Genomic DNA, 23,898 nt, shown 5'->3' with positions numbered 1-23,898 from the left:
CCTCGCCACAAAAATCCCCCGAAAAATAATTCATCTACGCCAAAGCCCTTGTCCCAAGCGCTCTCCAGCCATTTCAGAATTTTTCTTGAATGCACATCCAACAAGTTGGCCGCTTGATTGCATATGCTTGTATGTACAAGTAAAGACGTATGCGTATGAGTCACGAAGACTCAACCATCGTCCACTGATTCGCCGGTGTGCACTGATGCCCATTGGCTTGCTCGCCCACTGCCTGGGTTGGTTTGGATTGATTGCTGAGGAGTCCTTTTCGTGACTGACATTAAACCTACAAAGTTTCGTGACGTTGAAATCCGTGCCGCACGCGGTAACAAGCTGACCGCCAAGAGCTGGCTGACCGAAGCGCCGCTGCGCATGCTGATGAACAACCTCGACCCGGAAGTCGCCGAGAACCCTAAAGAACTGGTGGTTTACGGTGGTATCGGTCGCGCTGCGCGTAACTGGGAATGCTACGACAAGATCGTCGAAAGCCTGACCAACCTGAACGACGACGAGACTCTGTTGGTGCAATCCGGCAAGCCGGTCGGCGTGTTCAAGACCCACAGCAATGCCCCGCGCGTACTGATCGCCAACTCCAACCTGGTGCCACACTGGGCGAACTGGGAACACTTCAACGAACTGGACGCCAAAGGCCTGGCCATGTACGGCCAGATGACCGCCGGCAGCTGGATCTACATCGGCAGCCAGGGCATCGTCCAGGGTACCTACGAAACCTTCGTCGAAGCCGGTCGCCAGCACTACAACGATGATCTCAAGGGCAAGTGGGTACTGACCGCTGGCCTGGGCGGCATGGGTGGCGCTCAGCCTCTGGCCGCGACCCTGGCCGGCGCGTGCTCGCTGAACATCGAATGCCAGCAGGTCAGCATCGATTTCCGTCTGAAAAGCCGCTACGTCGATGAGCAGGCTACCGACCTCGACGACGCGCTGGCCCGCATCGCCAAATACACCAAAGAAGGCAAGGCGATTTCCATCGCGCTGCTGGGCAACGCCGCTGAAATCCTGCCGGAACTGGTCAAGCGCGGCGTGCGCCCGGACATGGTCACCGACCAGACCAGCGCCCACGACCCGCTCAATGGCTACCTGCCGGCCGGCTGGACCTGGGACGAATACCGCGCTCGCGCCAAGACCGAGCCGGCCGCTGTGGTTAAGGCCGCCAAGCAATCGATGGCCGTACACGTCAAAGCGATGCTCGAGTTCCAGAAAATGGGCGTACCGACTTTCGACTACGGCAACAACATCCGTCAGATGGCACAAGAAGAAGGCGTGGAAAACGCATTCGACTTCCCGGGCTTCGTACCGGCCTACATTCGTCCGCTGTTCTGCCGTGGCATCGGCCCGTTCCGTTGGGCTGCACTGTCGGGCAACGCTGAAGACATCTACAAGACCGACGCCAAGGTCAAGGAACTGATCCCGGACGACGCCCACCTGCACAACTGGCTGGACATGGCTCGTGAGCGCATCAGCTTCCAGGGTCTGCCGGCACGTATCTGCTGGGTTGGCCTGGGCCTGCGCGCCAAGCTGGGTCTGGCGTTCAACGAAATGGTCCGTAGCGGCGAGTTGTCCGCGCCAATCGTGATCGGTCGCGACCACCTGGACTCCGGTTCGGTATCGAGCCCGAACCGCGAAACCGAATCGATGCAAGACGGTTCCGACGCCGTGTCTGACTGGCCACTGCTCAATGCCCTGCTCAACACCGCGAGCGGCGCGACCTGGGTGTCCCTGCACCACGGCGGCGGTGTCGGCATGGGCTTCTCCCAGCACTCGGGCATGGTGATTGTCTGCGACGGTACTGACGAAGCGGCCGAGCGTATCGCTCGCGTGCTGCACAACGACCCGGCCACCGGTGTCATGCGTCATGCCGATGCCGGTTACCAGATCGCCATCGACTGCGCCAAGGAACAAGGGCTGAACCTGCCGATGATTACCGGCAAATAAAACGGGCCTTGGCCTGACGCAAAACCTGTAGGAGCTGGCTTGCCAGCGAATGATGCACCTCGGTGTGTCAGGAAGGACGCCTTCGCGGGCAAGCCCGCTCCTACAGGGATCACCAACCCAGACCAACAATCCACAGAGGTTGAACCATGGCTGTTAACAGCGAACGTGCAGGCAACAAACCGTTGATCGAGAAGCGCTCGATCGACTACATCCCGGAAGCGGAAAGACACGGTCGTCTGTTGAGCCAGTTCACCCTGTGGATGGGTGCCAACCTGCAAATCACCGCGATTGTCACCGGGGCCCTGGCCGTGGTGCTGGGCGGTGATGTGTTCTGGTCGTTGATCGGTCTGTTGATCGGCCAGTTGCTCGGCGGTGGCGTGATGGCGCTGCATGCCGCGCAAGGTCCCAAACTTGGCCTGCCGCAGATGATTTCCAGCCGGGTACAGTTCGGCGTGTACGGCGCGGCCATCCCGATCGTGCTGGTCTGCTTGATGTACCTGGGCTTCACCGCAACGGGAACCGTGTTGTCCGGGCAAGCGCTGGGCCAGTTGTTTGGCGTCAGCGACACCGTCGGTATCCTCCTTTTCGCCAGTGTCATCGTGCTGGTCACGGTGCTCGGTTATCGGGTGATCCATTGGATCGGCCGTGTTGCCAGTGTCATTGGCGTGATTGCCTTTGTTTATCTGTTCAGCCGTCTGATGAGTCAGGTTGACGTTGGCGCACTGTTGCAAATCCGCCACTTCAGCTGGAGCAGTTTTTTGCTCGCGGTGTCGCTCGCGGCGTCCTGGCAGATCGCCTTCGGCCCTTATGTGGCTGACTATTCTCGCTACCTGCCGAGCAAGATTTCCTCGGTGAAGACTTTTTTTGCCGCAGGCGCAGGTTCGGTCATTGGTGCACAGGTGGCGATGGTCCTCGGCGTGTTCGCTGCCGCTTCGGCCAACGGGCAATACGCCGGCCACGAAGTCGCCTACATCGTTGGTCTGGGCGGGACCGGTGCCACCGCCGCGCTGCTGTACTTCAGCATCGCGTTCGGCAAGGTCACCATCTCCACGCTGAACTCCTACGGCAGCTTCATGTGCATTGCGACCATCATCAGCGGTTTCCGTGGTGACCTGAAGGTAACGCGCTTGCAGCGTCTGGTGTTCGTGCTGGTCATCGTCGGTGCTGCGACCCTGATGGCATTGCTCGGTCAGCACTCGTTCCTCGGTGCATTCAAGTCCTTCATCCTGTTCTTGCTGGCATTCTTCACGCCCTGGAGCGCGATCAACCTGGTGGACTACTACTGCATCACCCGCGAGCGCTATGACGTACCGGCGCTGGCCGATCCGAATGGTCGCTACGGTCGTTGGAACCTTCTCGGTATCGGCGTCTATGTGTTCGGTGTGCTGGTGCAACTGCCGTTCATCTCTACCAAGTTCTATACCGGTCCGCTGGTGGCGGCCCTGGGCGATGTGGATATTTCCTGGATCATCGGTCTGGTGCTTCCCGCCGCCCTGTATTACCTGTGTGCGAAAAAATGGCACGGCACAGTGCCTGACCGTTTGATCCTGCCGGTCGAGCAGGGCGCGATCACCGAACAAAAGCTGAAAGTGGGTCGCGCTGCGGCGCAGGCCTGATTGGATGTGGACAGGGCTGGATGCCTCTTGACTGCCGTAAGCCAACTCATGATTAGGAGCGTCACAACAATGAAATCGAACAAGACCCTGCTGACCGCATTGCTTTCCATGGGCCTGCTGGCCAGCGCCGGCGCCACTCAGGCGGCGGGTTGGTGCGAGTCGGGGAAACCTGTGAAATTCGCCGGCCTGAACTGGGAAAGCGCCATGCTCCTTACCGACGTGATGCAAGTCGTGCTGGAGAAAGGCTACGACTGCAAGACCGACAGCCTGCCGGGCAACTCCATCACCATGGAAAACGCCCTGGGCAGCAACGATATTCAAGTGTTTGCCGAAGAGTGGGTCGGCCGCAGCGAAGTCTGGAACAAGGCCGAGAAGGCCGGCAAGGTCGTCGGTGTCGGCGCGCCGGTTGTTGGTGCAATTGAAGGCTGGTACGTGCCGCGCTACGTGATCGAAGGCGATGCCAAGCGCAAGCTGGAAGCCAAGGCGCCGGACCTGAAAAACATTGCTGACCTGGGCAAGTACTCGGCGATCTTCAAGGACGCCGAAGAGCCATCCAAGGGCCGTTTCTACAACTGCCCGGCGGGCTGGACCTGTGAGCTGGACAACAGCGAAATGCTCAAGAGCTACGGCCTGGAAAGCACCTACACCAACTTCCGCCCAGGCACCGGCCCGGCGCTGGATGCCGCGGTGCTGTCGAGCTACAAGCGTGGCGAGCCGATCCTGTTCTACTACTGGTCGCCAACCCCGCTGATGGGCCAGATCGACGTGGTCAAACTCGAAGAGAAACCAGGCGTGAACAAGACCGTGGACATCAAGGTCGGCCTGTCCAAGACTTTCCACGACGAAGCACCGGAACTGGTGGCCGTGCTGGAAAAGGTCAACGTGCCAATCGACCTGCTGAACCAGAACCTGGGGCGCATGACCAAAGAGCGGATCGAGTCACCAAAACTGGCCAAGATCTTCCTGAAGGAACATCCTGAAGTCTGGCACGCATGGGTGAGCGAAGACGCAGCCAAGAAAATCGACGCGGCCTTGTAGGTCGGGCTTCTCCGACTGTCGGCGACGGCAGTCGGATGCTTGATCGCAACCCCTTGATTGAGAGTCTCTTATGTTTCCCGAAAGCTTTACCTTTTCCATCGCCGACTGGGTCAACGGTTGGGTCGATTCGCTGGTCACCAACTACGGCGACGTGTTCCGGCACATCTCCGACACCCTGTTGTGGGCCATCGTCAATCTTGAAAGCCTGCTGCGTGCAGCGCCCTGGTGGCTGATGCTGGCGATCGTGGCCGGTGTGGCCTGGCACGCGACCCGCAAGGTCGTGACCACCGCCGTCATCGTCGGCTTGCTGTTCCTGGTGGGTGCGGTCGGCCTCTGGGACAAGCTGATGCAGACTCTGGCGCTGATGATGGTGGCAACGATCATTTCGGTGTTGATCGGCATCCCGCTGGGCATTCTCTCGGCGCGCAGCAATCGCCTGCGTTCGGTGCTGATGCCGTTGCTGGACATCATGCAGACCATGCCGAGCTTCGTGTACCTGATTCCGGTGCTGATGCTGTTCGGCCTGGGCAAGGTCCCGGCGATTTTCGCCACCGTGATCTACGCCGCGCCACCGCTGATCCGCCTGACCGATCTGGGCATTCGCCAGGTCGACGGCGAAGTGATGGAAGCGATCAACGCCTTCGGTGCCAACCGGTGGCAGCAACTGTTCGGCGTGCAACTGCCGCTGGCTCTGCCGAGCATCATGGCGGGGATCAACCAGACCACCATGATGGCCCTGTCGATGGTGGTGATCGCCTCGATGATCGGTGCCCGTGGTTTGGGTGAAGACGTGCTGGTGGGGATTCAGACCCTCAACGTTGGGCGTGGCCTTGAAGCCGGTCTGGCGATCGTGATTCTGGCTGTGGTGATCGACCGCATTACACAGGCGTACGGTCGCGCACGGCATGAGGTGAGCAAATGAACAACGCAACCGTGAGCAAGATCGAAGTCAAAAACGTCTTCAAGATTTTCGGCAACCGTGCCAAGGACGCGCTGGCCATGGTCGGCCAGGGCAAGACCAAGGATCAGGTGCTGGCCGAGACCGGCTGCGTGGTGGGTGTGAACGACCTGTCGCTGAGCATCGGCAGCGGCGAGATCTTCGTGATCATGGGGTTGTCGGGTTCCGGCAAGTCGACCCTGGTCCGCCACTTCAATCGCCTGATCGATCCGACCAGCGGTGCGATCCTGGTGGACGGCGTGGACATCCTGCAATACGACATGGAAGCCCTGCGCGAATTTCGCCGGCGCAAGATCAGCATGGTGTTCCAGAGCTTCGGCCTGTTGCCGCACAAGAGCGTGCTGGACAACGTCGCCTACGGCCTGAAAATTCGCGGCGAAAGCAAGGCCATGTGCGCCGAGCGTGCGCAGCACTGGATCAACACCGTGGGCCTCAAGGGCTACGAAAACAAATACCCGCATCAGCTTTCTGGCGGCATGCGTCAGCGTGTGGGCCTGGCCCGTGCCCTGGCGGCGGACACCGACATCATTCTGATGGACGAAGCCTTCAGCGCCCTCGATCCGTTGATCCGCGCGGAGATGCAGGACCAGTTGCTGGAGCTGCAAAAGACCCTGCACAAGACCATCGTCTTCATCACCCACGACCTCGACGAGGCCGTGCGCATCGGCAACCGCATCGCGATCCTCAAGGATGGCCGCCTGATCCAGGTCGGCACGCCACGAGAGATCCTGCACTCGCCGGCGGATGAGTATGTCGACCGCTTTGTGCAGCGTCGGGCGGCGGTGGTTTAAAAGAGTTGTGGTGGCTGGGCCGGCCCCTTCGCTGGCAAGCCAGCTCCTACAAGGTGCGCGTAACCCCTGTAGGAGCTGGCTTGCCAGCGAAGGCGCCGGTAAGGCTGCATCAATATTCAGGTAGTAAGCACGAGGTTGAAGATGTCCCAGGCTGAAAAAATCGTTATCACCCAAGCTCAGGTCACCTGGCAGGACGTGGTCGCCGTGGCCCGCGATGGCGCACAGCTTGAGCTGTCGGCACCGATCTGGGCGCGCATCGAAAACGCGCAGGCCATCGTTCAGCGCATCGTCACCAGCGGCGAACGTGCTTATGGCATCAACACCGGCCTGGGCGCGCTGTGCAACGTCTCGCTGCAGGACGAACAACTCAGCCAGTTGTCGCGCAACACCTTGCTCAGCCACGCTTGCGGCGTAGGTGAAGCGCTGAGCGACGAGCAGACCCGCTCGATCATGTGCGCCGCCATCGTCAACTACAGCCACGGCAAATCCGGCCTGCACCGTCAGGTCGTCGAAGCACTGCTGGCACTGCTCAACCGTGGCATCACCCCGCAAGTGCCGTCCCAGGGCTCCGTGGGCTACCTGACCCACATGGCGCACATCGGCATCGCGCTGCTGGGCGTCGGCAATGTCAGCTATCGCGGTCAGATCGTTTCCGCGCAGCAAGCGTTGGCCGAAGAAGGGCTGCAACCAGTCAAGCTCGGCGCCAAGGACGGTTTGTGCCTGGTCAACGGCACTCCGTGCATGACTGGCCTGAGCTGCCTGGCCATTGCCGATGCCACGCGCCTGCTGGAATGGGCCGACGTGATCGGCGCCATGAGCTTCGAAGCCCAGCGTGGGCAGATCGACGCCTTCGACGCCGAAATCATCGCGCTCAAGCCGCACCCGGGCATGCAGCAGGTCGGGATCAACCTGCGGGCCTTGCTCGACGGCAGCGAAGTGATCGCCCGGAGCAAAGGCATTCGTACCCAGGATGCCCTGAGCATCCGCTCGATCCCGCAGGTGCACGGCGCCGCACGCGATCAACTGGTGCATGCGACCAAACAGATCGAAACCGAACTCAACGGCGCTACCGACAACCCGCTGGTGCTGGGCACCGCAGACAATTACCGCGTGGTGTCCCAGGCCAACCCCCATGGCCAGTCCGTGGCAATGGCGGCGGACCTGCTGGCGATCGCCATGGCGGAAATCGGCTCCATCGCCGAGCGTCGCCTGGACCGCTTGATCAACCCGCATGTCAGCGGCCTGCCGGCCTTCCTGGTGGCCAACCCGGGGGTGAATTCCGGGATGATGATCGTGCAATACGTCGCCGCTTCGCTGTGCGCGCAGAACCGTCAACTGGCGCAGCCGGCAGTGTTGGATAACTACGTGACGTCGGGCCTGCAGGAAGATCACCTGAGCCTGGGCACCAACGCCGCGCTGAAGCTGCACCGCGCACTGGAAAACTGCACGCAGATCCTCGCCATCGAGTATTTGCTGGCGGCCCAGGCGTTTGAGTTCCTCAAAGAACAACGCTTCGGCGCAGGCACCGATGCGGCCTGGCGCCTGCTGCGCGAGCATGTTGCCCCCTACGACCAGGATCGCTGGTTGGCACCGGATATTGCCGCCGCTGCTGCGGTATTGAAAGACCCGATTTTGCTGCACAACGCTTTTCCAGAACTGAACTGACTTTCACAACACCAGCGTGCCAAGGCGCGGCTCCCTAAAAGGCAGACGCGACGGACAACGGACATCTCCGGAGCGTCTGGTGAGTTAACAACAACTCTCAAAAGGAGCACAAAATGACTGCGCTAAACCTGATTCCCGGCCAACTGAGCCTCGCCCAACTGCGTGACGTCTATCAGCAGCCGGTGAAACTGACCCTTGACCACAGCGCCTCGGCCCAGATCGAAGCCAGCGTTGCCTGCGTGGAGCAGATCCTCGCCGAGAACCGCACCGCCTACGGCATCAACACCGGTTTCGGCCTGCTGGCCTCGACCCGCATCGCCAGCGAAGACCTGGAAAACCTGCAGCGCTCGCTGGTGCTTTCCCACGCCGCCGGTGTCGGTCAGCCAATCAGCGACGAGCTGGTACGCCTGATCATGGTGCTCAAGGTCAACAGCCTGAGCCGTGGCTTTTCCGGTATCCGCCGCGTAGTGATCGACGCGCTGATCGCCCTGATCAATGCCGAGGTTTACCCGCACATTCCATTGAAAGGTTCGGTCGGTGCCTCCGGTGACCTGGCGCCTCTGGCCCACATGTCGCTGGTGCTGCTGGGCGAAGGCAAGGCGCGCTACAAAGGCGAGTGGATGGAAGCCACCGAAGCGCTGAAAGTCGCCGGTCTGACTCCACTGACCCTGGCCGCCAAAGAAGGTCTGGCGTTGCTCAACGGCACTCAAGTCTCCACCGCGTTTGCCCTGCGTGGCCTGTTCGAAGGTGAAGACCTGTTCGCCGGTGCCTTGGCACTGGGCGGCCTGACCGTTGAAGCGGTGCTGGGTTCGCGTTCGCCGTTCGACGCACGCATCCACGCTGCCCGTGGCCAGAAAGGCCAGATCGATGCCGCCGCCGCATACCGCGATCTGTTGGGCGAGCGCAGCGAAGTCTCCGACTCCCATGAAAACTGCGAAAAGGTCCAGGATCCATACTCCCTGCGTTGCCAGCCACAAGTCATGGGCGCCTGCCTGACCCAGTTCCGTCAGGCCGCCGAAGTGCTGGCCATCGAAGCCAACGCCGTATCGGACAACCCATTGGTGTTCGCCGCTGAAGGTGACGTGATCTCCGGTGGTAACTTCCACGCCGAGCCTGTGGCCATGGCCGCCGACAATATGGCGTTGGCCATCGCTGAAATCGGTTCCCTGAGCGAGCGCCGCATCTCGTTGATGATGGACAAGCACATGTCGCAACTGCCGCCGTTCCTGGTGGCCAACGGTGGCGTGAACTCCGGCTTCATGATCGCCCAGGTGACCGCAGCGGCACTGGCCAGCGAGAACAAGGCCCTGTCCCATCCGCATTCGGTGGACAGTTTGCCGACTTCCGCCAACCAGGAAGACCACGTATCGATGGCGCCAGCGGCTGGCAAGCGTCTGTGGGAAATGGCCGAGAACACCCGCGGGATCCTCGCCGTAGAATGGCTGGCTGCGGCTCAGGGTCTGGATTTGCGCAACGGTCTGAAGACTTCGCCAAAACTGGAAAAGGCCCGTGCCATTCTGCGTAACGAAGTGCCTTTCTATGAGAAAGACCGCTTCTTCGCACCGGACATCAATGCGGCGACTGAATTGTTGGCCTCGCGTTGCCTGAACGAGCTGGTTTCGACGAAGTTGCTGCCTAGCCTGTAAGGGCGCCTTCGCTGGCAAGCCAGCTCCTACAGGAGCCGGCTTGCTGGCGATTCGATTTTGCGTCGCATAACAATAACTAGGGACGAGAAATGCAACAGCCGGAAAAAGGTTTGAAACGCGGGCTCTCTGCCCGACATATTCGCTTCATGGCGCTGGGGTCGGCGATCGGCACCGGGCTTTTTTATGGATCTGCCTCGGCCATTCAAATGGCCGGGCCTGCCGTACTGCTCGCTTACCTGATTGGTGGCGCGGCGGTGTTCATGGTCATGCGCGCCCTCGGTGAGATGGCGGTGCACAACCCGGTGGCCGGCTCTTTCGGCCAGTACGCCAGCACCTACCTGGGGCCGATGGCGGGCTTCATCCTCGGTTGGACCTACGCATTCGAAATGGTCATCGTCGGCATGGCCGACGTCACTGCATTCGGTATCTACATGGGGTTCTGGTTCCCGGAGGTTTCCCGCTGGATCTGGGTGCTGGGTGTCGTTTCCATCGTCGGCGGCCTGAACCTGTGCAACGTCAAAGTCTTCGGTGAAATGGAGTTCTGGCTGTCGCTGCTCAAGGTCGCGGCCATCGTCGCGATGATCCTGGGCGGTTTCGGCATCATGTGGTTCGGTATCAGCTCGGCCCCCGGCCAGGCGACCGACATCAGCAACCTCTGGACCCAGGGCGGCTTCATGCCCAATGGCATGGGCGGCCTGATTGCTTCGTTCGCAGTGGTGATGTTTGCGTTTGGCGGTATTGAAATCATCGGCGTAACGGCGGGTGAAGCCAAGGACCCGCAGCACGTGCTGCCCCGGGCGATCAATGCCGTGCCGTTGCGGATCCTGCTGTTCTACGTGCTGACGATGCTGGTGCTGATGTCGATCTTTCCATGGCAGCAGATCGGCAGCCAGGGCAGCCCGTTCGTGCAGATTTTCGACAAGCTGGGGATCAGCTCTGCGGCCACCATCCTCAATATCGTGGTGATCACGGCGGCGATTTCGGCGATCAACAGTGACATCTTCGGCGCTGGCCGCATGATGTTCGGTCTGGCCCAGCAAGGCCATGCACCCAAGGGCTTCGCCCGCCTGTCGCGCAATGGCGTGCCATGGATGACGGTGGTGGTGATGAGTGCCGCGCTGTTGCTGGGCGTGTTGCTGAACTACTTGATCCCGGAAAACGTGTTCCTGTTGATCGCGTCCATCGCGACCTTTGCCACGGTGTGGGTCTGGCTGATGATTCTGGTGACCCAGGTGGCCATGCGCCGCTCCATGAGCGCCGAACAGGTCGCACAACTGAAATTCCCGGTACCGCTCTGGCCCTATGCGCCGGCGGCGGCGATTGCCTTCATGCTGTTCATTTTCGGCGTGCTGGGCTATTTCCCGGACACCCAGGCAGCGCTGATCGTCGGCGTAGTCTGGATCGTGTTGCTGGTGCTGGCTTACCTGACGTGGGTGAAACCGGCGGCGGGCCAGGCAGCCCTGGTGACGCAGGAACCCTCTTTTTCTCATCGATAACCTAACGGAGGCCAAGGATGAAAACTCTCTGGCAACACTGCCACGTCGCAACCATGGCACAAGGCGTCTACTCGATCATCGAGGACGCGGCCATCGTGACGTCAGGTGCGCACATTGAGTGGGTCGGCCCGCGCGGTGAATTGCCGGCGGGCGAGTACCCGGCCGTCAATGATTTGGACGGGGCCTGGGTCACACCGGGCCTGATCGACTGCCATACCCATACGGTGTTCGGCGGTAACCGCAGCGGCGAATTCGAGCAGCGCCTGCAAGGCGTCAGCTACGCGCAAATCGCCGCCAGCGGTGGCGGCATCGCCAGCACCGTGCGCGCCACCCGCGCCGCCAGCGAAGACGAACTGTTCGCCAGCGCCGCCAAGCGCCTGAAAAGCCTGATGCGCGATGGCGTCACCAGCATCGAAATCAAGTCCGGCTACGGCCTGGACCTGGCCAACGAGCGCAAGATGCTGCGCGTGGCCCGTCGCCTCGGCGCTGAACTGCCGGTCAGTGTGCGCAGCACCTGCCTGGCCGCTCACGCCCTGCCGCCGGAATACGCCGATCGTGCCGACGACTATATCGATCACATCTGCGCTGACATGCTCCCGGCCCTGGCCGCTGAAGGGCTGGTCGACGCCGTGGATGCGTTCTGCGAGTACCTGGCGTTCTCCCCGGCGCAGGTCGAACGCGTATTTATCACCGCCCGGAAACTGGGCCTGCCGGTGAAGCTGCACGCCGAGCAATTGTCGTCGCTGCATGGTTCGAGCCTGGCGGCGCGCTACCACGCGTTGTCCGCCGATCACCTGGAATTCATGACCGAAGACGACGCCATCGCCATGGCCAAGTCCGGCACGGTCGCAGTGCTGTTGCCCGGCGCGTTTTACTTCCTGCGCGAAACCCAACTGCCGCCGATGGAAGCCCTGCGCAAGCACGGCGTGAAAATCGCCATCGCCAGCGACCTCAATCCGGGCACCTCGCCGGCACTGTCGTTGCGCCTGATGCTGAACATGGCTTGCACCTGTTTTCGCATGACCCCGGAAGAAGCCCTGGCCGGCGCGACGATTCACGCTGCCACCGCGCTGGGCATGGCCGCCACCCATGGTTCGCTGGAGGCCGGCAAGGTTGCGGACTTCGTCGCCTGGCAAATCGATCGCCCGGCTGACCTGTGTTACTGGCTGGGCGGCGATCTGGAAAAACGCGTCGTGCGCCACGGCGTCGAATCAAGTCTGTAGGAGATCTGTTGTGGATAAGGTTCTGAACTTCAAACAAGGCCGCGTACCGCTGCTGATCAGCATGCCCCACGCCGGTGTGCGTCTGACCCCGGCAGTCGAAGCCGGGTTGATCCCTGCCGCAAAAAGCCTGCCGGACACCGACTGGCACATCCCGCAGCTGTACGATTTCGCCGCTGAACTGGGCGCCAGCACCCTGGCCGCCGAGTACTCGCGGTTCGTCATCGACCTGAACCGGCCGTCCGACGACAAACCCTTGTACGTGGGCGCGACCACCGGCCTTTACCCGGCCACGCTGTTCGACGGCGTGCCGTTGTTCCGCGAAGGGCTGGAGCCTTCGAAACAAGAGCGCGCAACCTATCTTGAGCAGATCTGGACGCCGTATCACAGCACCTTGCAGCAGGAACTGGCGCGACTGAAGGCCGAGTTCGGCTATGCGTTGCTGTTCGATGCGCACTCGATCCGCTCGATCATCCCCCACCTGTTCGACGGCAAGTTGCCGGACTTCAACCTTGGCACCTTCAACGGCGCCAGTTGCGATCCACAGCTTGCGACCCAACTGGAAGCGATCTGCGCGCGTCACGAAAACTACACCCACGTGCTGAACGGACGCTTCAAGGGTGGGCACATCACCCGCCATTACGGCAACCCGGTCGAGAACATCCACGCCGTGCAGCTGGAGCTGGGGCAGTGCACGTACATGGAAGAGTTCGAGCCGTTCCGTTATCGCCCGGACCTGGCAGAGCCGACGCGGGTGGTGTTGAAGGAGTTGCTGCAAGGGTTGCTGGCCTGGGGTGAAAAACACTACAAGCGCTAACCTGCCGCATAACCTGTGGGAGCGAGCTTGCTCGCGATGGCGGACTGGCAGGCAACATCAATGTTGAATGTCATGGCCTCATCGTCGGAACGCCGCCCGGAGCAAGCTCGCTCCCACAGGTTTTCATATGCCTCAATATCTGCTCATGACTGTCGCCACCGTGCAAAACACGGTCGCTACAGGTCGCTTTCACCACTCGTCTGCTGCGTAATGTTCTGGCCACGGTGCACAAAGACACCGCCCCGACAATAATCCGCTGCCGCACGAGAATGCTCTCTATGACAAGCCCCAAAGGTCTGTTCACCCGCTGTCTCTCAATTTTCTGCGGCACCGCTCTGTTGAGCGCCGGCGCCATGGCCGCGGACGATGCCTCCTGCAAAACCGTGCGCATGGGCGTGGTCAACTGGACCGACGTGATCGCCACCAGTGGCATGGCCGATGTGCTGCTCAACGGTCTTGGCTACGAAAGCAGGCAAACCAGCGCCGTGCAGCAAATCATCTTCGCCGGCATCCGCGACAAGCGCCTGGACATCTTCCTCGGTTACTGGAAACCGGCGATGGATAAAAACATCGCACCGTTCGTGGCTGCCAATCAGGTCAAGGTCATGGACAAACCGAGCCTGGCCGATGCCCAGGCCACCCTCGCGGTCCCGGACTATGTGGCAGCGGCCGGGCTGAAAACCTTCGCCGACATCGCCAGATTCAAGGATCAGCTCGGCGGCAAGATCTACGGCATCGAGCCGGGCAGTGGCGCCAACACCACGATCAAGACCCTGATCGAAACCAATCACTTTGGCCTCAAGGACTTCAAACTGATCGAGTCCGGTGAGGCCGGGATGCTGGCGGCCGTGCAGCGGGCGGTGAATCGCAAGGAGTTCGTGGTGTTCGTCGGCTGGACCCCGCATCCGATGAACATCAACATGAAAATCACCTACCTGACCGGCAGTGAAGACGTGTACGGCCCGAATGAAGGTGCTGCGACCGTTTCCACCGTAACCGCGCCGGATTACGCCCAGCGTTGCCCGAACGTCAATCGCCTGCTGGAAAACCTCACGTTCAGCGCCGCCCAGGAAAGCCAGTTGATGGTGCCGATCATGGAGCGCCAGACAGCTCAGGATGTCGCGAAAAAATGGCTGCGTGACCATCCCGAAGACTTGCAGCGCTGGCTGGCAGGTGTCAGCAGTGTCGATGGCAAGGATGGCGTGGCGACAGTTCAGGCCAGCCTGAAGAACTGACCCCGGTCTTTGTGAATAAAAGGCTTTTGTGGTGAGGGAGCTTGCTCCCGTCCGAGTGCGAAGCACTCGCAAGTTCTGCGCCTCGGTGAATCAGTTAGACAGCGAGTTGCGCAATATGGGGGGCTGCTTCGCAGCCCAGCGGGAGCAAGCTCCCTCGCCACAGAGCTCATTTCAATCCGAACCCTCTGAATCGACGGGCACAAGGCTCATGGCTCCTTATCCGCTCTCCGAACAAATGACGGCTTTCGTCGACAAAACCCTGAGTTTCAACAGCACCGACAGCAGTATCACCGGGTTGCGCCAGGCCTACAGCGAGATGTGCCGGGCGTTTACCCCGGCGCGCCCCGCCGGGTTGTCTGTGGTTGATTTCGAGTTGGCCGGTGTTGCTGTTCGCTCCTATCAACCACCGGCCAGTGGTGCGTCGTGCATCGTTTACCTGCATGGCGGCTGGGTGGTGGGGGACCTCGATTCCCACGATTTCATCTGCGCCGAATGGGCATCGACGCTGGGTGTACGGGTGATCGCCGTCAATTACCGCCGGGCGCCGGAGCATCCGTTTCCCGCCGCGTTCGATGATTGCCTGAAGGTCTGGCGAGCACTGCTGACCAGTCCGTTTCAACTCGATCCGGAACGCATGCTGGTGGCCGGCGACAGTGCCGGTGGCAACCTCGCGGCGGCGTTGTGCCTGGCGCTGCGCGATACCGGCGAGCGGCTGCCGTGCGCGCAGGTTCTGATCTATCCGGGATTGGGCGGTGACCACCGGTTGCCGTCGCGTAGCGAGTGCATCGACGCGCCGTTACTCAGTAGCAGTGACGTCGATTACTATCACGCCCTTTACCTGCGTGGCACCCGCCATCCGAACGCCTACGCCATGCCATTGCTCGCCAAGGATTTCAGCGGTCTGCCACCGGCATGGATCGCCGTGGCGCAATTCGACCCGTTGCGCGATGACGGTGTGCTGTATGCCGAACGACTGAAGGCTGCGGGCGTGGCTGCCACGCTATATGTCGGCGAGGGTTTGGTTCATGGCTGTTTGCGGGCCCGTAGGCAGGCGGTCGAGGTCGATGCACTGTACGAAACCTTGTTCGGATATCTGTCGGCAAGACTCTGACTCTGCATGGGCATGCTCATTGACGTAATTCGGGTTTATGATGCCGGACGGCAGAACAATAGAAGTCCCCCCAGGGATGACCTTGACCCCTTACGGAGTGCGCAATGCAGACTTTGTACCCACAGATCAAACCCTACGCCCGGCACGATCTGGCCGTCGATGCGACCCACACCCTGTACGTCGACGAAAGCGGTTCACCGGAAGGTTTGCCCGTGGTGTTCATCCATGGTGGTCCCGGTGCCGGATGTGATGCCCAGAGTCGTTGTTTCTTCGATCCCAATCTCTATCGCATTGTTACTTTCGATCAGCGCGGTTGCGGTCGCTCCACCCCCCACGCCAGCCTGGAAAACAACACCACCTGGGATCTGGTCGCCGACCTTGAGCGGATTCGTCAGCACCTGGGCATCGACAAGTGGGTACTTTTTGGCGGCTCATGGGGTTCGACCCTGGCGCTGGCTTATGCACAAACCCATCCTGAACGTGTACACGGTCTGATTCTGCGCGGGATCTTTCTCTGCCGTCCGCAGGAAATCGAATGGTTCTACCAGTCCGGCGCCAGCCGCCTGTTCCCCGATTACTGGCAGGACTACATCGCGCCCATCCCTCTGGACGAACGCAACGACTTGCTTACCGCGTTCCACAAGCGTCTGGTCGGTAACGACCAGATTGCCCAGATGCACGCGGCCAAGGCCTGGTCGACCTGGGAGGGCCGCACCGCGACCCTGCGTCCCAACCCGCTGGTAGTGGACCGCTTCTCCGAGCCGCAACGTGCATTGTCGATTGCCCGCATCGAATGCCACTACTTCAGCAACCACGCCTTCCTGGAGCCGAACCAATTGATCCGCAACATGGACAGGATCGCCCATTTGCCCGGCGTGATCATCCATGGTCGCTATGACGTGATCTGCCCGCTGGATAACGCCTGGGAACTGCATCAAGCCTGGCCGAACAGCGAACTGCAGGTCATCCGCGATGCCGGTCATGCCGCATCCGAACCGGGCATCACCGACGCGCTGGTGCGCGCCGCCAATCTGATGGCCCGGCGACTGCTTGACCTGCCGCCTGAAGAAGCATGAAGGGCCTGTTGCAACGGGTGCGCGGCGCGCGGGTCGAGGTCGCGGGCGAAGTCGTAGGTGCCGTCGATCAGGGATTGCTGGTCCTGGTAGCCATCGAGCCCGACGACACGCGGGCCAGTGCCGACAAACTTCTCAATAAGCTGCTTAACTATCGGGTGTTCAGCGACGCTGAGGGCAAGATGAATCTGTCCCTGGCGGATGTGGGCGGCGGGCTGCTGCTGGTCTCTCAGTTCACTCTGGCTGCCGATACTAAAAACGGGCTGCGTCCGAGTTTTTCGACTGCGGCCCCTCCGGCGCTGGGCGAAGAACTATTCGACTATCTATTGAGCAAGGCGAAACAGGTGCATGGCACTGTGGCATCAGGTAGATTCGGCGCGGATATGCAGGTGCATCTGGTCAATGATGGCCCGGTAACCTTCCTGTTGCAGACCTGAAAGCGTTTGAAACAAGTTTTTACGTTCATTTCGACTGAAAACAGGTTTTTTTCGCGATAAATACTTTGTTACCCCTGATGCGTTGTAACGCGGCCTACTAGATAATCCCGCGCTACGGGGATCAGCATTCGTTGGTCCATTTTGACTTAGGTAGAGACTTGTCCGGATCCGATTGGGGAATCATTTCGCCCCAGCGGAGTCGGAACAATGCTCGCCAACTTGGCAAGAGTGGTTTGCAAGGGCGGTTTTTCATACCGTCACCGAGCAGACCCTTTAACTGGCCGTTGGTTTTTTGATCTGTTTTCGGCGAGGGTTGCTCGTGATTGTTAGTCCCTGTAACGCACCAAAATTGTCTGCCAAACGGTTACGCAGCGCCCTGGTAGCGGGCTCTGCACTGCTCTGCCTGCTCAGCGCCGGCCAGCTTTGGGCATTTAGTCTGGATGATGTATCGGCCAGGGCAAAAGAGCTGGCCGGGCAAAAATACGAAGCGCCGCGCAGTAACCTGCCGAACGAGTTCCGCGACATGAAATTCGCGGACTATCAGAAAATTCGCTTTCTGACAGAAAAAGCCGAATGGGCTGATCAGAAGACGCCGTTCAAGCTGTCCTTCTATCACCAGGGCATGCATTTCGATACGCCGGTGAAAATCAACGAAATCACCGCGAACACCGTCGAAGAGATCAAATATGACCCGAGTCGCTTCGACTTCGGCGACGTGAAGTTCGATCCCAAGGCCACCGAACAACTGGGTTATGCCGGTTTCCGTGTGTTGTACCCGATCAACAAAGCCGACAAGCAAGACGAAATCATGACGATGCTCGGCGCGAGCTACTTCCGCGTCGTCGGCAAGGGTCACGTTTATGGCTTGTCCGCTCGCGGCATGGCGCTTGATACCGCGTTGCCGTCCGGCGAAGAATTTCCGCGTTTCCGCGAATTCTGGATTCAGCAGCCCAAGCCAGGCGACAAGCACCTGGTGATCTTCGCCTTGCTCGACTCTCCGCGTGCCACCGGTGCCTATCGTCTGATCCTGCGTCCGGGCAGCGATACCATCGTCGACGTCAAGGCGAAGATGTTCCTGCGTGACAAGGTCGGCAAGCTGGGTATCGCCCCGTTGACCAGCATGTACCTGTTCGGCGCCAACCAGCCGTCGAAGGTACTGAACTACCGTCGCGAATTGCACGACTCCAGCGGTCTGGCGATCCATGCCGGCAACGGCGAATGGATCTGGCGTCCGCTGAACAACCCGAAACACCTGGCCGTGAGCAACTTCAGCGTGGAAAACCCGCGCGGATTCGGTCTGCTGCAACGTGGCCGCGACTTCAGCCACTACGAAGACCTCGACGACCGCTACGACAAGCGCCCAAGCGCCTGGATCGAGCCGAAGGGTGACTGGGGCAAGGGCACTGTCGATCTGGTCGAGATTCCGACCGCCGACGAAACCAACGACAACATCGTAGCCTTCTGGAATCCGGAAAAATTGCCGGAACCTGGCCAGCCGCTCGATGTCGCTTATCGTATGCACTGGACCATGGATGAAGCGGCGATTCACGCACCGGACAGCGCCTGGGTCAAACAGACCCTGCGTTCCACCGGTGACGTCAAGCAGTCCAACCTGATTCGTCAGCCGGACGGCAGCGTTGCCTACCTGGTGGACTTCGAAGGCCCGTCCCTGGCGGCATTGCCTGCCGATGCGGAGGTTCGCAGCCAGGTCAGCGTCGGCGACAACGCCGAACTGGTGGAAAACAGTGTGCGCTTCAACCCTGAAACCAAGGGCTGGCGCCTGACCCTGCGGATGAAGATCAAGGATCCGAGCAAGTCCACCGAGATGCGTGCCGCGCTGGTGCAGAACATCGTGCCGGCGGACCTGGCCAAGACTTCGATTCCGTCGTCGAACTCGTCGGTTGCCAAGGCCGACAAGGTTGCCGCCAAGCAACAGGAGAAAGAGGACAAGGAAGCCAGGCAAGCAGAGGCCAAGCAGGCTGACGCGAAGCCTGCTGCAAATGCCAAGGACAAGGCCAATACAGACGCCAAGCAGCCTGCCGCTGCGGACGCGGCCCCAGCCACACCGGAATCGGCGCCGACTGAAGAAGTCCTGACCGAAACCTGGAGCTATCAGTTGCCTGCCGATGAGTAACTCTCAAGTACGGCCAGAAACTCTCTCCGAGTATCTGGCGCATCTGCCGATGACCGACCAGCAGCGCGCGGAACTCGCGGGCTGCCAGTCTTTCAGCGAATTGCACGAACGCCTGTCGTCATCGACGTTCGACGCTCCGACCGAAGCCGCCCAGGCTTCGGTCGGCAAACGCCTGACCCTGAGCACCGCCGAGGAGCTGCAGGACGCGGAAATGCTGGCACTCGACGCCAACGGCCGGGTCTGCCTCAAGGCGACCCCGCCGATCCGGCGCACCAAGGTCGTACCGGAACCGTGGCGCACCAACATTCTGGTGCGTGGCTGGCGCCGGATGACCGGTCGTACCAACCCGCCGAAGCCGCCGAAGGACGAACGGGTGTTGCCTGCTGCGCGCTGGCGCACCGTGGGTTCGATCCGTCGCTACATTCTGTTGCTGCTGATGCTCGGTCAGACCATCGTCGCCGGCTGGTACATGAAAGGCATCATGCCGTACCAGGGCTGGTCGTTCGTCGACCTCGACGAAGTGCTGCACCAACCGCTGCTGCAAACCGCCACGCAAGTGCTGCCGTATGCCTTGCAGACCAGCATCCTGATCCTGTTCGGGATTCTGTTCTGCTGGGTCTCGGCCGGTTTCTGGACTGCACTGATGGGCTTCCTCGAATTGCTCACCGGCCACGATAAATACCGTATCTCCGGTAAAAGTGCCGGCAATGAGCCGATTCCCAAGGATGCGCGCACCGCCCTGGTGATGCCGATCTGCAACGAAGACGTGCCACGGGTATTCGCCGGTCTGCGCGCGACTTTCGAGTCGGTCGCGGCCACGGGTGACCTGGATCGCTTCGATTTTTTCGTCCTCAGCGACAGTAATGACGCCGATATCTGTGTCGCCGAGCAACAGGCCTGGCTGGATGTCTGCCGCGAAGCCGGGGGCTTCGGCAAGATCTTCTATCGCCGCCGCCGCCGTCGCGTAAAACGTAAAAGCGGTAACCTCGACGACTTCTGCCGTCGTTGGGGTGGTGACTACAAGTACATGGTCGTACTCGATGCCGACTCCGTGATGAGCGGCGAGTGCCTGACCAGTCTGGTGCGCCTGATGGAAGCCACGCCGGACGCCGGGATTATCCAGACCGCGCCACGGGCGTCGGGCATGGACACCCTGTATGCGCGCATGCAGCAGTTCGCCACTCGCGTGTATGGGCCGTTGTTCACCGCTGGCCTGCACTTCTGGCAACTGGGGGAGTCGCACTACTGGGGCCACAACGCGATCATTCGCATGAAGCCGTTCATCGATCACTGCGCCCTGGCGCCGTTGCCGGGTAAAGGCGCGTTCTCCGGCGCGATCCTGTCCCACGACTTCGTTGAAGCCGCGTTGATGCGCCGTGCTGGCTGGGGCGTGTGGATTGCCTACGATCTGCCGGGCAGCTACGAAGAACTGCCGCCGAACCTGCTGGACGAACTCAAGCGTGACCGTCGCTGGTGCCACGGTAACCTGATGAACTTCCGCCTGTTCCTGGTCAAGGGCATGCACCCGGTGCACCGCGCGGTATTCCTGACTGGCGTGATGTCCTACCTGTCGGCGCCGTTGTGGTTCTTTTTCCTGGTGTTGTCGACCGCACTGCTGGCGGTCAACACGCTGATGGAGCCGCAGTACTTCCTCGAACCGCGCCAGCTCTACCCGTTGTGGCCACAATGGCACCCGGACAAGGCGATTGCGCTGTTCTCGACCACCATCGTGCTGCTGTTCCTGCCGAAACTGTTGAGCATCATCCTGATCTGGGCCAAGGGTGCGAAAGAGTTCGGCGGCAAGTTCAAGGTGACCCTGTCGATGCTGCTGGAGATGCTGTTCTCCATGCTGCTGGCGCCGGTGCGGATGATCTTCCACACCCGTTTCGTCCTCGCCGCGTTCCTCGGCTGGGCCGCGACCTGGAATTCGCCGCAACGTGACGACGACTCCACGCCGTGGAGCGAAGCGGTCAAGCGCCACGGCCCGCAAACCCTGCTGGGCTTCTTCTGGGCCATGCTGGTGATCTGGCTGAACCCGAGCTTCCTGTGGTGGCTGGTGCCGATTGTCGGTTCGTTGATGCTGTCGATCCCGGTGTCGGTGATCTCCAGCCGCGTCGGCCTGGGCCTGAAGTCCCGTGACGAGAGCCTGTTCCTGATCCCCGAGGAATACAATCCGCCGCAGGCCTTGCTGGCCACCGACCAGTACACCCACGAAAACCGCTGGCACGCACTGCACGACGGCTTCGTCCGTTCGGTGGTCGATCCACAGCAGAACGCCCTGGCGTGCTCGCTGGCGACCTCGCGTCACCGTCAGGCCGAGCCGATCGAATGGCTGCGCAACGAGCGGGTGCGCCACGCGATGAAAGCCGGACCTGAAGGCCTGACCAACAACGAGCGTGTGCAACTGCTGAGCGACCCGGTCGCCTTGGCCCGCCTGCATGAGCAGGTCTGGAGCGAAGGCCACGCCGAGTGGCTGGGTGCATGGCGCAAGTCGGTCAAGGCCGACCCCCATGCACCGCTGCTGCCGCTCAAGCCGATGAGTGTGCAGCCTCAGGTGGCATAATGAGAAAACCCGCGAAAGCGGGTTTTTTTTTTGATGGCGATGACCAGTGTGAGTGAGACAGCGATGGCATCACCTCGGTCTTTAGTAGGCCGAGGCATGCGCATCACCTCAAATCTTGAATCTGCCCACCAGCCTCTGCAAATGTGTACCCAACCGCGCCAGTTCAACACTGGAGGCTGCGGTCTCCTCACTCGCCGCCGAAGTCTGATCCGACACATCCCGCACGTTCAGCACGCTACGGTTGATCTCTTCGGCCACAGCGCTTTGCTGTTCGGCGGCAGCGGCGATCTGCTGGTTCATCGCCTGAATCGCCGAGACGGTGCGGGTGATGCTTTCCAGTGAGCCGCCGGCGCGGCGGGTCAGTTCGACACTGCTGTCGGTCAGGTTGCGGCTGTTGTCCATGATGGTTGCCACTTGCTGCGTGCCGCTTTGCAGGCCGACGATCAGCTCTTCGATCTCTTCGGTGGACTTCTGGGTGCGCTGGGCCAGGCTGCGGACTTCGTCAGCCACCACGGCAAAACCACGCCCGGCTTCACCGGCACGGGCGGCTTCAATCGCCGCGTTGAGCGCCAGCAGGTTGGTCTGCTGGGCCACGGATTTGATCACGTCGAGCACGCTGCCGATCTTGTCGCTTTCGCGCTTGAGTTCGCCCATGGCCTCAGTGGAGTGACCGACTTCCTTGGCCAGGCGTTCGATCTGGGCGATGGCTTCACCGACCACTTTGTCGCCCTCGCGGGCCTGTTGGTCGGCGGCGACGGCAGCTTCGCAGGCTTCTTCGGCGTTGCGCGCCACTTCCTGCACGGTGGCGGCCATTTCGTTCATGGCAGTGGCGACCTGATCGGTCTCGACCTTCTGGCTGTTGACCCCGGCGCTGGTCTGCTCGGTGACGGCGGACAGCTCTTCGGCGGCGCTGGCGATTTGCGTGACGCCATCGCTGATGCCGCCGATCAGTTCGCGCAGGCCCTGGGTCATACTCTGCATGGCACGCTGCAACTGGCCGAGTTCGTCGCGGCGCTGCGACGTCAGGTTGTGGGTCAGGTCGCCACTGGCGACGCGCTCGGCGACGGCCAGGGTCTGGTTCAACGGAATGATGATCTGCCGGGTGATCGCCCAGGCGGCCAGCAGGCCGAAAGCGATGGCCAGCACAGTGGCAAGGGTCAGCATGTTCTTGGCATGGGCGGCGTCGGTGTCACGCACGACGGTTTGCGAGACGGTGAGTTTCTGGCTCATGTCCAGCAGGGTGTCGCCTTGGGCAGACATGCGCACCAGGGCCTTGGCGCTGGCCACCTGGGAGTCGCGGAACTGGCTGACAGCGGCGCGGTAGGCCTTCAGCGAATCAGTCGCCTGTTGCAGGTTGGGGATGTGTTCTTCAGGCAGTTTGGCCGGCAGGCTCTGGAGGTTCTTCAGGGCGTTGTCGATTGCGTCGAGGGCTGGCTGTTCGGCTTCGCTCTTGCCGCTGTAGGTGTAGCCGCGCACCTGGAAGCGCGCCTGCTGGATCAGTTTGCTCAGCTCGATCACGCTGTTGAACGCCGCCACGCTGTCGCCTTGCAGCATGGATTTTTCCACTTCGGCGACGCGGGCCACGGCATTGTCGGCGGTGGCGCCGAGTTTGCCGCGGGCGTCTTCACGCTGGGCGCCGGCCTGGGTCATGTCGCTGAAGGCACGGCGGTATTCGGCGACAGCGGCCAGTTGTTGATCGACCATGGCCGTATCAGCCGGTTGCTCGATCAGGCCGCGGGCGGTCTGCAGGCCGCTTTCGAGTTTGCCCAACAGATCGTTGACGGCACCGGGACCTTGTTCGCCGCGACGCATCTCGTAATCCAGGCGAGCAATGCGCAGGTCCTTGGTCAGGTCGTTGAGACTGGCGATGAACCCCAGTTTATCGCCACGGCTGGTCACGCCGCTCAGGCCGCTCCAGCCAGTGAAGGTGATCAGCAAGGTCAGTAACAGTACCAGGCCGAAGCCGATCCCCAGCTTGCGTTTGACGCTGACGTTTCCCAGATTCTCGGCTAGCCATTGGTACATGCTGAAACTCCCCCGGACCGCAATTTGGTTTTATGGGGGGTATATCGGCAGGGGAGCCTGAATCTGTAGACACTACTCGATGTACGGGCAGGCAAAAAATCCCTGTGGCGAGGGAGCTTG

Annotated in this window: 17 protein-coding genes and 1 pseudogene; 16 read left to right on the top strand and 2 right to left on the bottom strand. The window is 61.1% G+C overall.

Features of this window, described 5'->3' with window-relative positions:
- Positions 1-270 precede the first annotated feature (270 nt).
- From hutU to mdoH, 16 genes are all read left to right on the top strand, one after another.
- Positions 271-1,953: a urocanate hydratase gene (gene hutU, locus KGA81_RS03170; protein WP_008047783.1), complete on the top strand. Its 1,683-nt coding sequence runs from the start codon at positions 271-273 to the stop codon at positions 1,951-1,953.
- 146 nt (positions 1,954-2,099) lie between these two features.
- Positions 2,100-3,569 carry a purine-cytosine permease family protein gene (locus KGA81_RS03165; protein ID WP_223544539.1) on the top strand — a complete coding sequence of 490 codons (1,470 nt, stop codon included), beginning with the start codon at positions 2,100-2,102 and terminating at the stop codon, positions 3,567-3,569.
- A gap of 69 nt (positions 3,570-3,638) precedes the next feature.
- Complete coding sequence (locus KGA81_RS03160) at positions 3,639-4,607, top strand: ABC transporter substrate-binding protein (protein ID WP_223544538.1); 969 nt, start codon at positions 3,639-3,641, stop codon at positions 4,605-4,607.
- Between the two features lie 70 nt (positions 4,608-4,677).
- Positions 4,678-5,529 (top strand): ABC transporter permease, encoded by an 852-nt coding sequence (locus tag KGA81_RS03155; RefSeq protein WP_103396924.1) that lies wholly within the window; start codon positions 4,678-4,680, stop codon positions 5,527-5,529.
- Positions 5,526-6,356, top strand: coding sequence for a glycine betaine/L-proline ABC transporter ATP-binding protein (locus KGA81_RS03150; protein ID WP_218429661.1), 831 nt, complete (start codon positions 5,526-5,528; stop codon positions 6,354-6,356). Before KGA81_RS03155 ends, KGA81_RS03150 begins: the two co-directional genes overlap by 4 nt.
- Before the next feature lie 141 nt (positions 6,357-6,497).
- A complete protein-coding gene (gene hutH / locus KGA81_RS03145; RefSeq protein ID WP_223544537.1) occupies positions 6,498-8,021 on the top strand; it encodes a histidine ammonia-lyase in 1,524 nt (507 codons plus the stop codon).
- 113 nt (positions 8,022-8,134) lie between these two features.
- The gene (gene hutH, locus KGA81_RS03140) at positions 8,135-9,667 is read left to right on the top strand and encodes a histidine ammonia-lyase (protein WP_223544536.1); all 1,533 of its coding nucleotides are present in this window, start codon (positions 8,135-8,137) and stop codon (positions 9,665-9,667) included.
- Between the two features lie 89 nt (positions 9,668-9,756).
- Positions 9,757-11,163 carry an amino acid permease gene (locus tag KGA81_RS03135; protein WP_223544535.1) on the top strand — a complete coding sequence of 469 codons (1,407 nt, stop codon included), beginning with the start codon at positions 9,757-9,759 and terminating at the stop codon, positions 11,161-11,163.
- 17 nt (positions 11,164-11,180) lie between these two features.
- Positions 11,181-12,386, top strand: a complete 1,206-nt coding sequence (gene hutI / locus KGA81_RS03130) for an imidazolonepropionase (RefSeq protein ID WP_223544534.1) — start codon at positions 11,181-11,183, stop codon at positions 12,384-12,386.
- Positions 12,387-12,396: 10 nt separating this feature from the next.
- Positions 12,397-13,200: an N-formylglutamate deformylase gene (gene hutG, locus KGA81_RS03125; RefSeq protein WP_223544533.1), complete on the top strand. Its 804-nt coding sequence runs from the start codon at positions 12,397-12,399 to the stop codon at positions 13,198-13,200.
- Between the two features lie 278 nt (positions 13,201-13,478).
- The gene (locus tag KGA81_RS03120; RefSeq protein ID WP_223544532.1) at positions 13,479-14,435 is read left to right on the top strand and encodes a choline ABC transporter substrate-binding protein; all 957 of its coding nucleotides are present in this window, start codon (positions 13,479-13,481) and stop codon (positions 14,433-14,435) included.
- A 208-nt stretch (positions 14,436-14,643) separates the two neighbouring features.
- Positions 14,644-15,546, top strand: a complete 903-nt coding sequence (locus KGA81_RS03115) for an alpha/beta hydrolase (protein WP_223544531.1) — start codon at positions 14,644-14,646, stop codon at positions 15,544-15,546.
- A gap of 104 nt (positions 15,547-15,650) precedes the next feature.
- A complete protein-coding gene (gene pip, locus KGA81_RS03110) occupies positions 15,651-16,622 on the top strand; it encodes a prolyl aminopeptidase (protein WP_223544530.1) in 972 nt (323 codons plus the stop codon).
- Positions 16,619-17,056 carry a D-aminoacyl-tRNA deacylase gene (dtd, locus tag KGA81_RS03105; protein WP_223544529.1) on the top strand — a complete coding sequence of 146 codons (438 nt, stop codon included), beginning with the start codon at positions 16,619-16,621 and terminating at the stop codon, positions 17,054-17,056. The genes pip and dtd overlap by 4 nt, the downstream gene beginning before the upstream one ends.
- A gap of 319 nt (positions 17,057-17,375) precedes the next feature.
- Positions 17,376-19,190: a glucan biosynthesis protein G gene (locus KGA81_RS03100; protein WP_223544528.1), complete on the top strand. Its 1,815-nt coding sequence runs from the start codon at positions 17,376-17,378 to the stop codon at positions 19,188-19,190.
- Complete coding sequence (mdoH, locus tag KGA81_RS03095) at positions 19,183-21,753, top strand: glucans biosynthesis glucosyltransferase MdoH (RefSeq protein WP_223544527.1); 2,571 nt, start codon at positions 19,183-19,185, stop codon at positions 21,751-21,753. The genes KGA81_RS03100 and mdoH overlap by 8 nt, the downstream gene beginning before the upstream one ends.
- A gap of 108 nt (positions 21,754-21,861) precedes the next feature.
- Here mdoH and KGA81_RS30155 read toward each other — a convergent pair whose 3' ends face one another.
- Both KGA81_RS30155 and KGA81_RS30150 read right to left on the bottom strand, forming a co-directional pair.
- Complete coding sequence (locus KGA81_RS30155) at positions 21,862-22,575, bottom strand: methyl-accepting chemotaxis protein (protein ID WP_411736537.1); 714 nt, start codon at positions 22,573-22,575, stop codon at positions 21,862-21,864.
- Positions 22,576-22,716: 141 nt separating this feature from the next.
- Positions 22,717-23,778 (bottom strand): annotated as a pseudogene (locus tag KGA81_RS30150) (methyl-accepting chemotaxis protein); the annotation flags it as partial.
- Positions 23,779-23,898 lie beyond the last annotated feature (120 nt).

The organism is Pseudomonas sp. A-B-19 (assembly GCF_019947515.1).
GTDB lineage: Bacteria > Pseudomonadota > Gammaproteobacteria > Pseudomonadales > Pseudomonadaceae > Aquipseudomonas.
This window is presented reverse-complemented; position numbering and strand designations above follow the sequence as displayed.

What these genes read in the sequence shown, in the direction of transcription:
- KGA81_RS03165 (WP_223544539.1), top strand. Translation starts at nt 2,100, where the DNA reads ATGGCTGTTAACAGCGAACGTGCAGGCAACAAACCGTTGATCGAGAAG.
- KGA81_RS03160 (WP_223544538.1), top strand. Translation starts at nt 3,639, where the DNA reads ATGAAATCGAACAAGACCCTGCTGACCGCATTGCTTTCCATGGGCCTG.
- KGA81_RS03155 (WP_103396924.1), top strand. Translation starts at nt 4,678, where the DNA reads ATGTTTCCCGAAAGCTTTACCTTTTCCATCGCCGACTGGGTCAACGGT.
- KGA81_RS03150 (WP_218429661.1), top strand. Translation starts at nt 5,526, where the DNA reads ATGAACAACGCAACCGTGAGCAAGATCGAAGTCAAAAACGTCTTCAAG.
- hutH (WP_223544537.1), top strand. Translation starts at nt 6,498, where the DNA reads ATGTCCCAGGCTGAAAAAATCGTTATCACCCAAGCTCAGGTCACCTGG.
- hutH (WP_223544536.1), top strand. Translation starts at nt 8,135, where the DNA reads ATGACTGCGCTAAACCTGATTCCCGGCCAACTGAGCCTCGCCCAACTG.
- KGA81_RS03135 (WP_223544535.1), top strand. Translation starts at nt 9,757, where the DNA reads ATGCAACAGCCGGAAAAAGGTTTGAAACGCGGGCTCTCTGCCCGACAT.
- hutI (WP_223544534.1), top strand. Translation starts at nt 11,181, where the DNA reads ATGAAAACTCTCTGGCAACACTGCCACGTCGCAACCATGGCACAAGGC.
- KGA81_RS03120 (WP_223544532.1), top strand. Translation starts at nt 13,479, where the DNA reads ATGACAAGCCCCAAAGGTCTGTTCACCCGCTGTCTCTCAATTTTCTGC.
- KGA81_RS03115 (WP_223544531.1), top strand. Translation starts at nt 14,644, where the DNA reads ATGGCTCCTTATCCGCTCTCCGAACAAATGACGGCTTTCGTCGACAAA.
- pip (WP_223544530.1), top strand. Translation starts at nt 15,651, where the DNA reads ATGCAGACTTTGTACCCACAGATCAAACCCTACGCCCGGCACGATCTG.
- dtd (WP_223544529.1), top strand. Translation starts at nt 16,619, where the DNA reads ATGAAGGGCCTGTTGCAACGGGTGCGCGGCGCGCGGGTCGAGGTCGCG.
- mdoH (WP_223544527.1), top strand. Translation starts at nt 19,183, where the DNA reads ATGAGTAACTCTCAAGTACGGCCAGAAACTCTCTCCGAGTATCTGGCG.
- KGA81_RS30155 (WP_411736537.1), bottom strand. Translation starts at nt 22,575, where the DNA reads ATGAACGAAATGGCCGCCACCGTGCAGGAAGTGGCGCGCAACGCCGAA.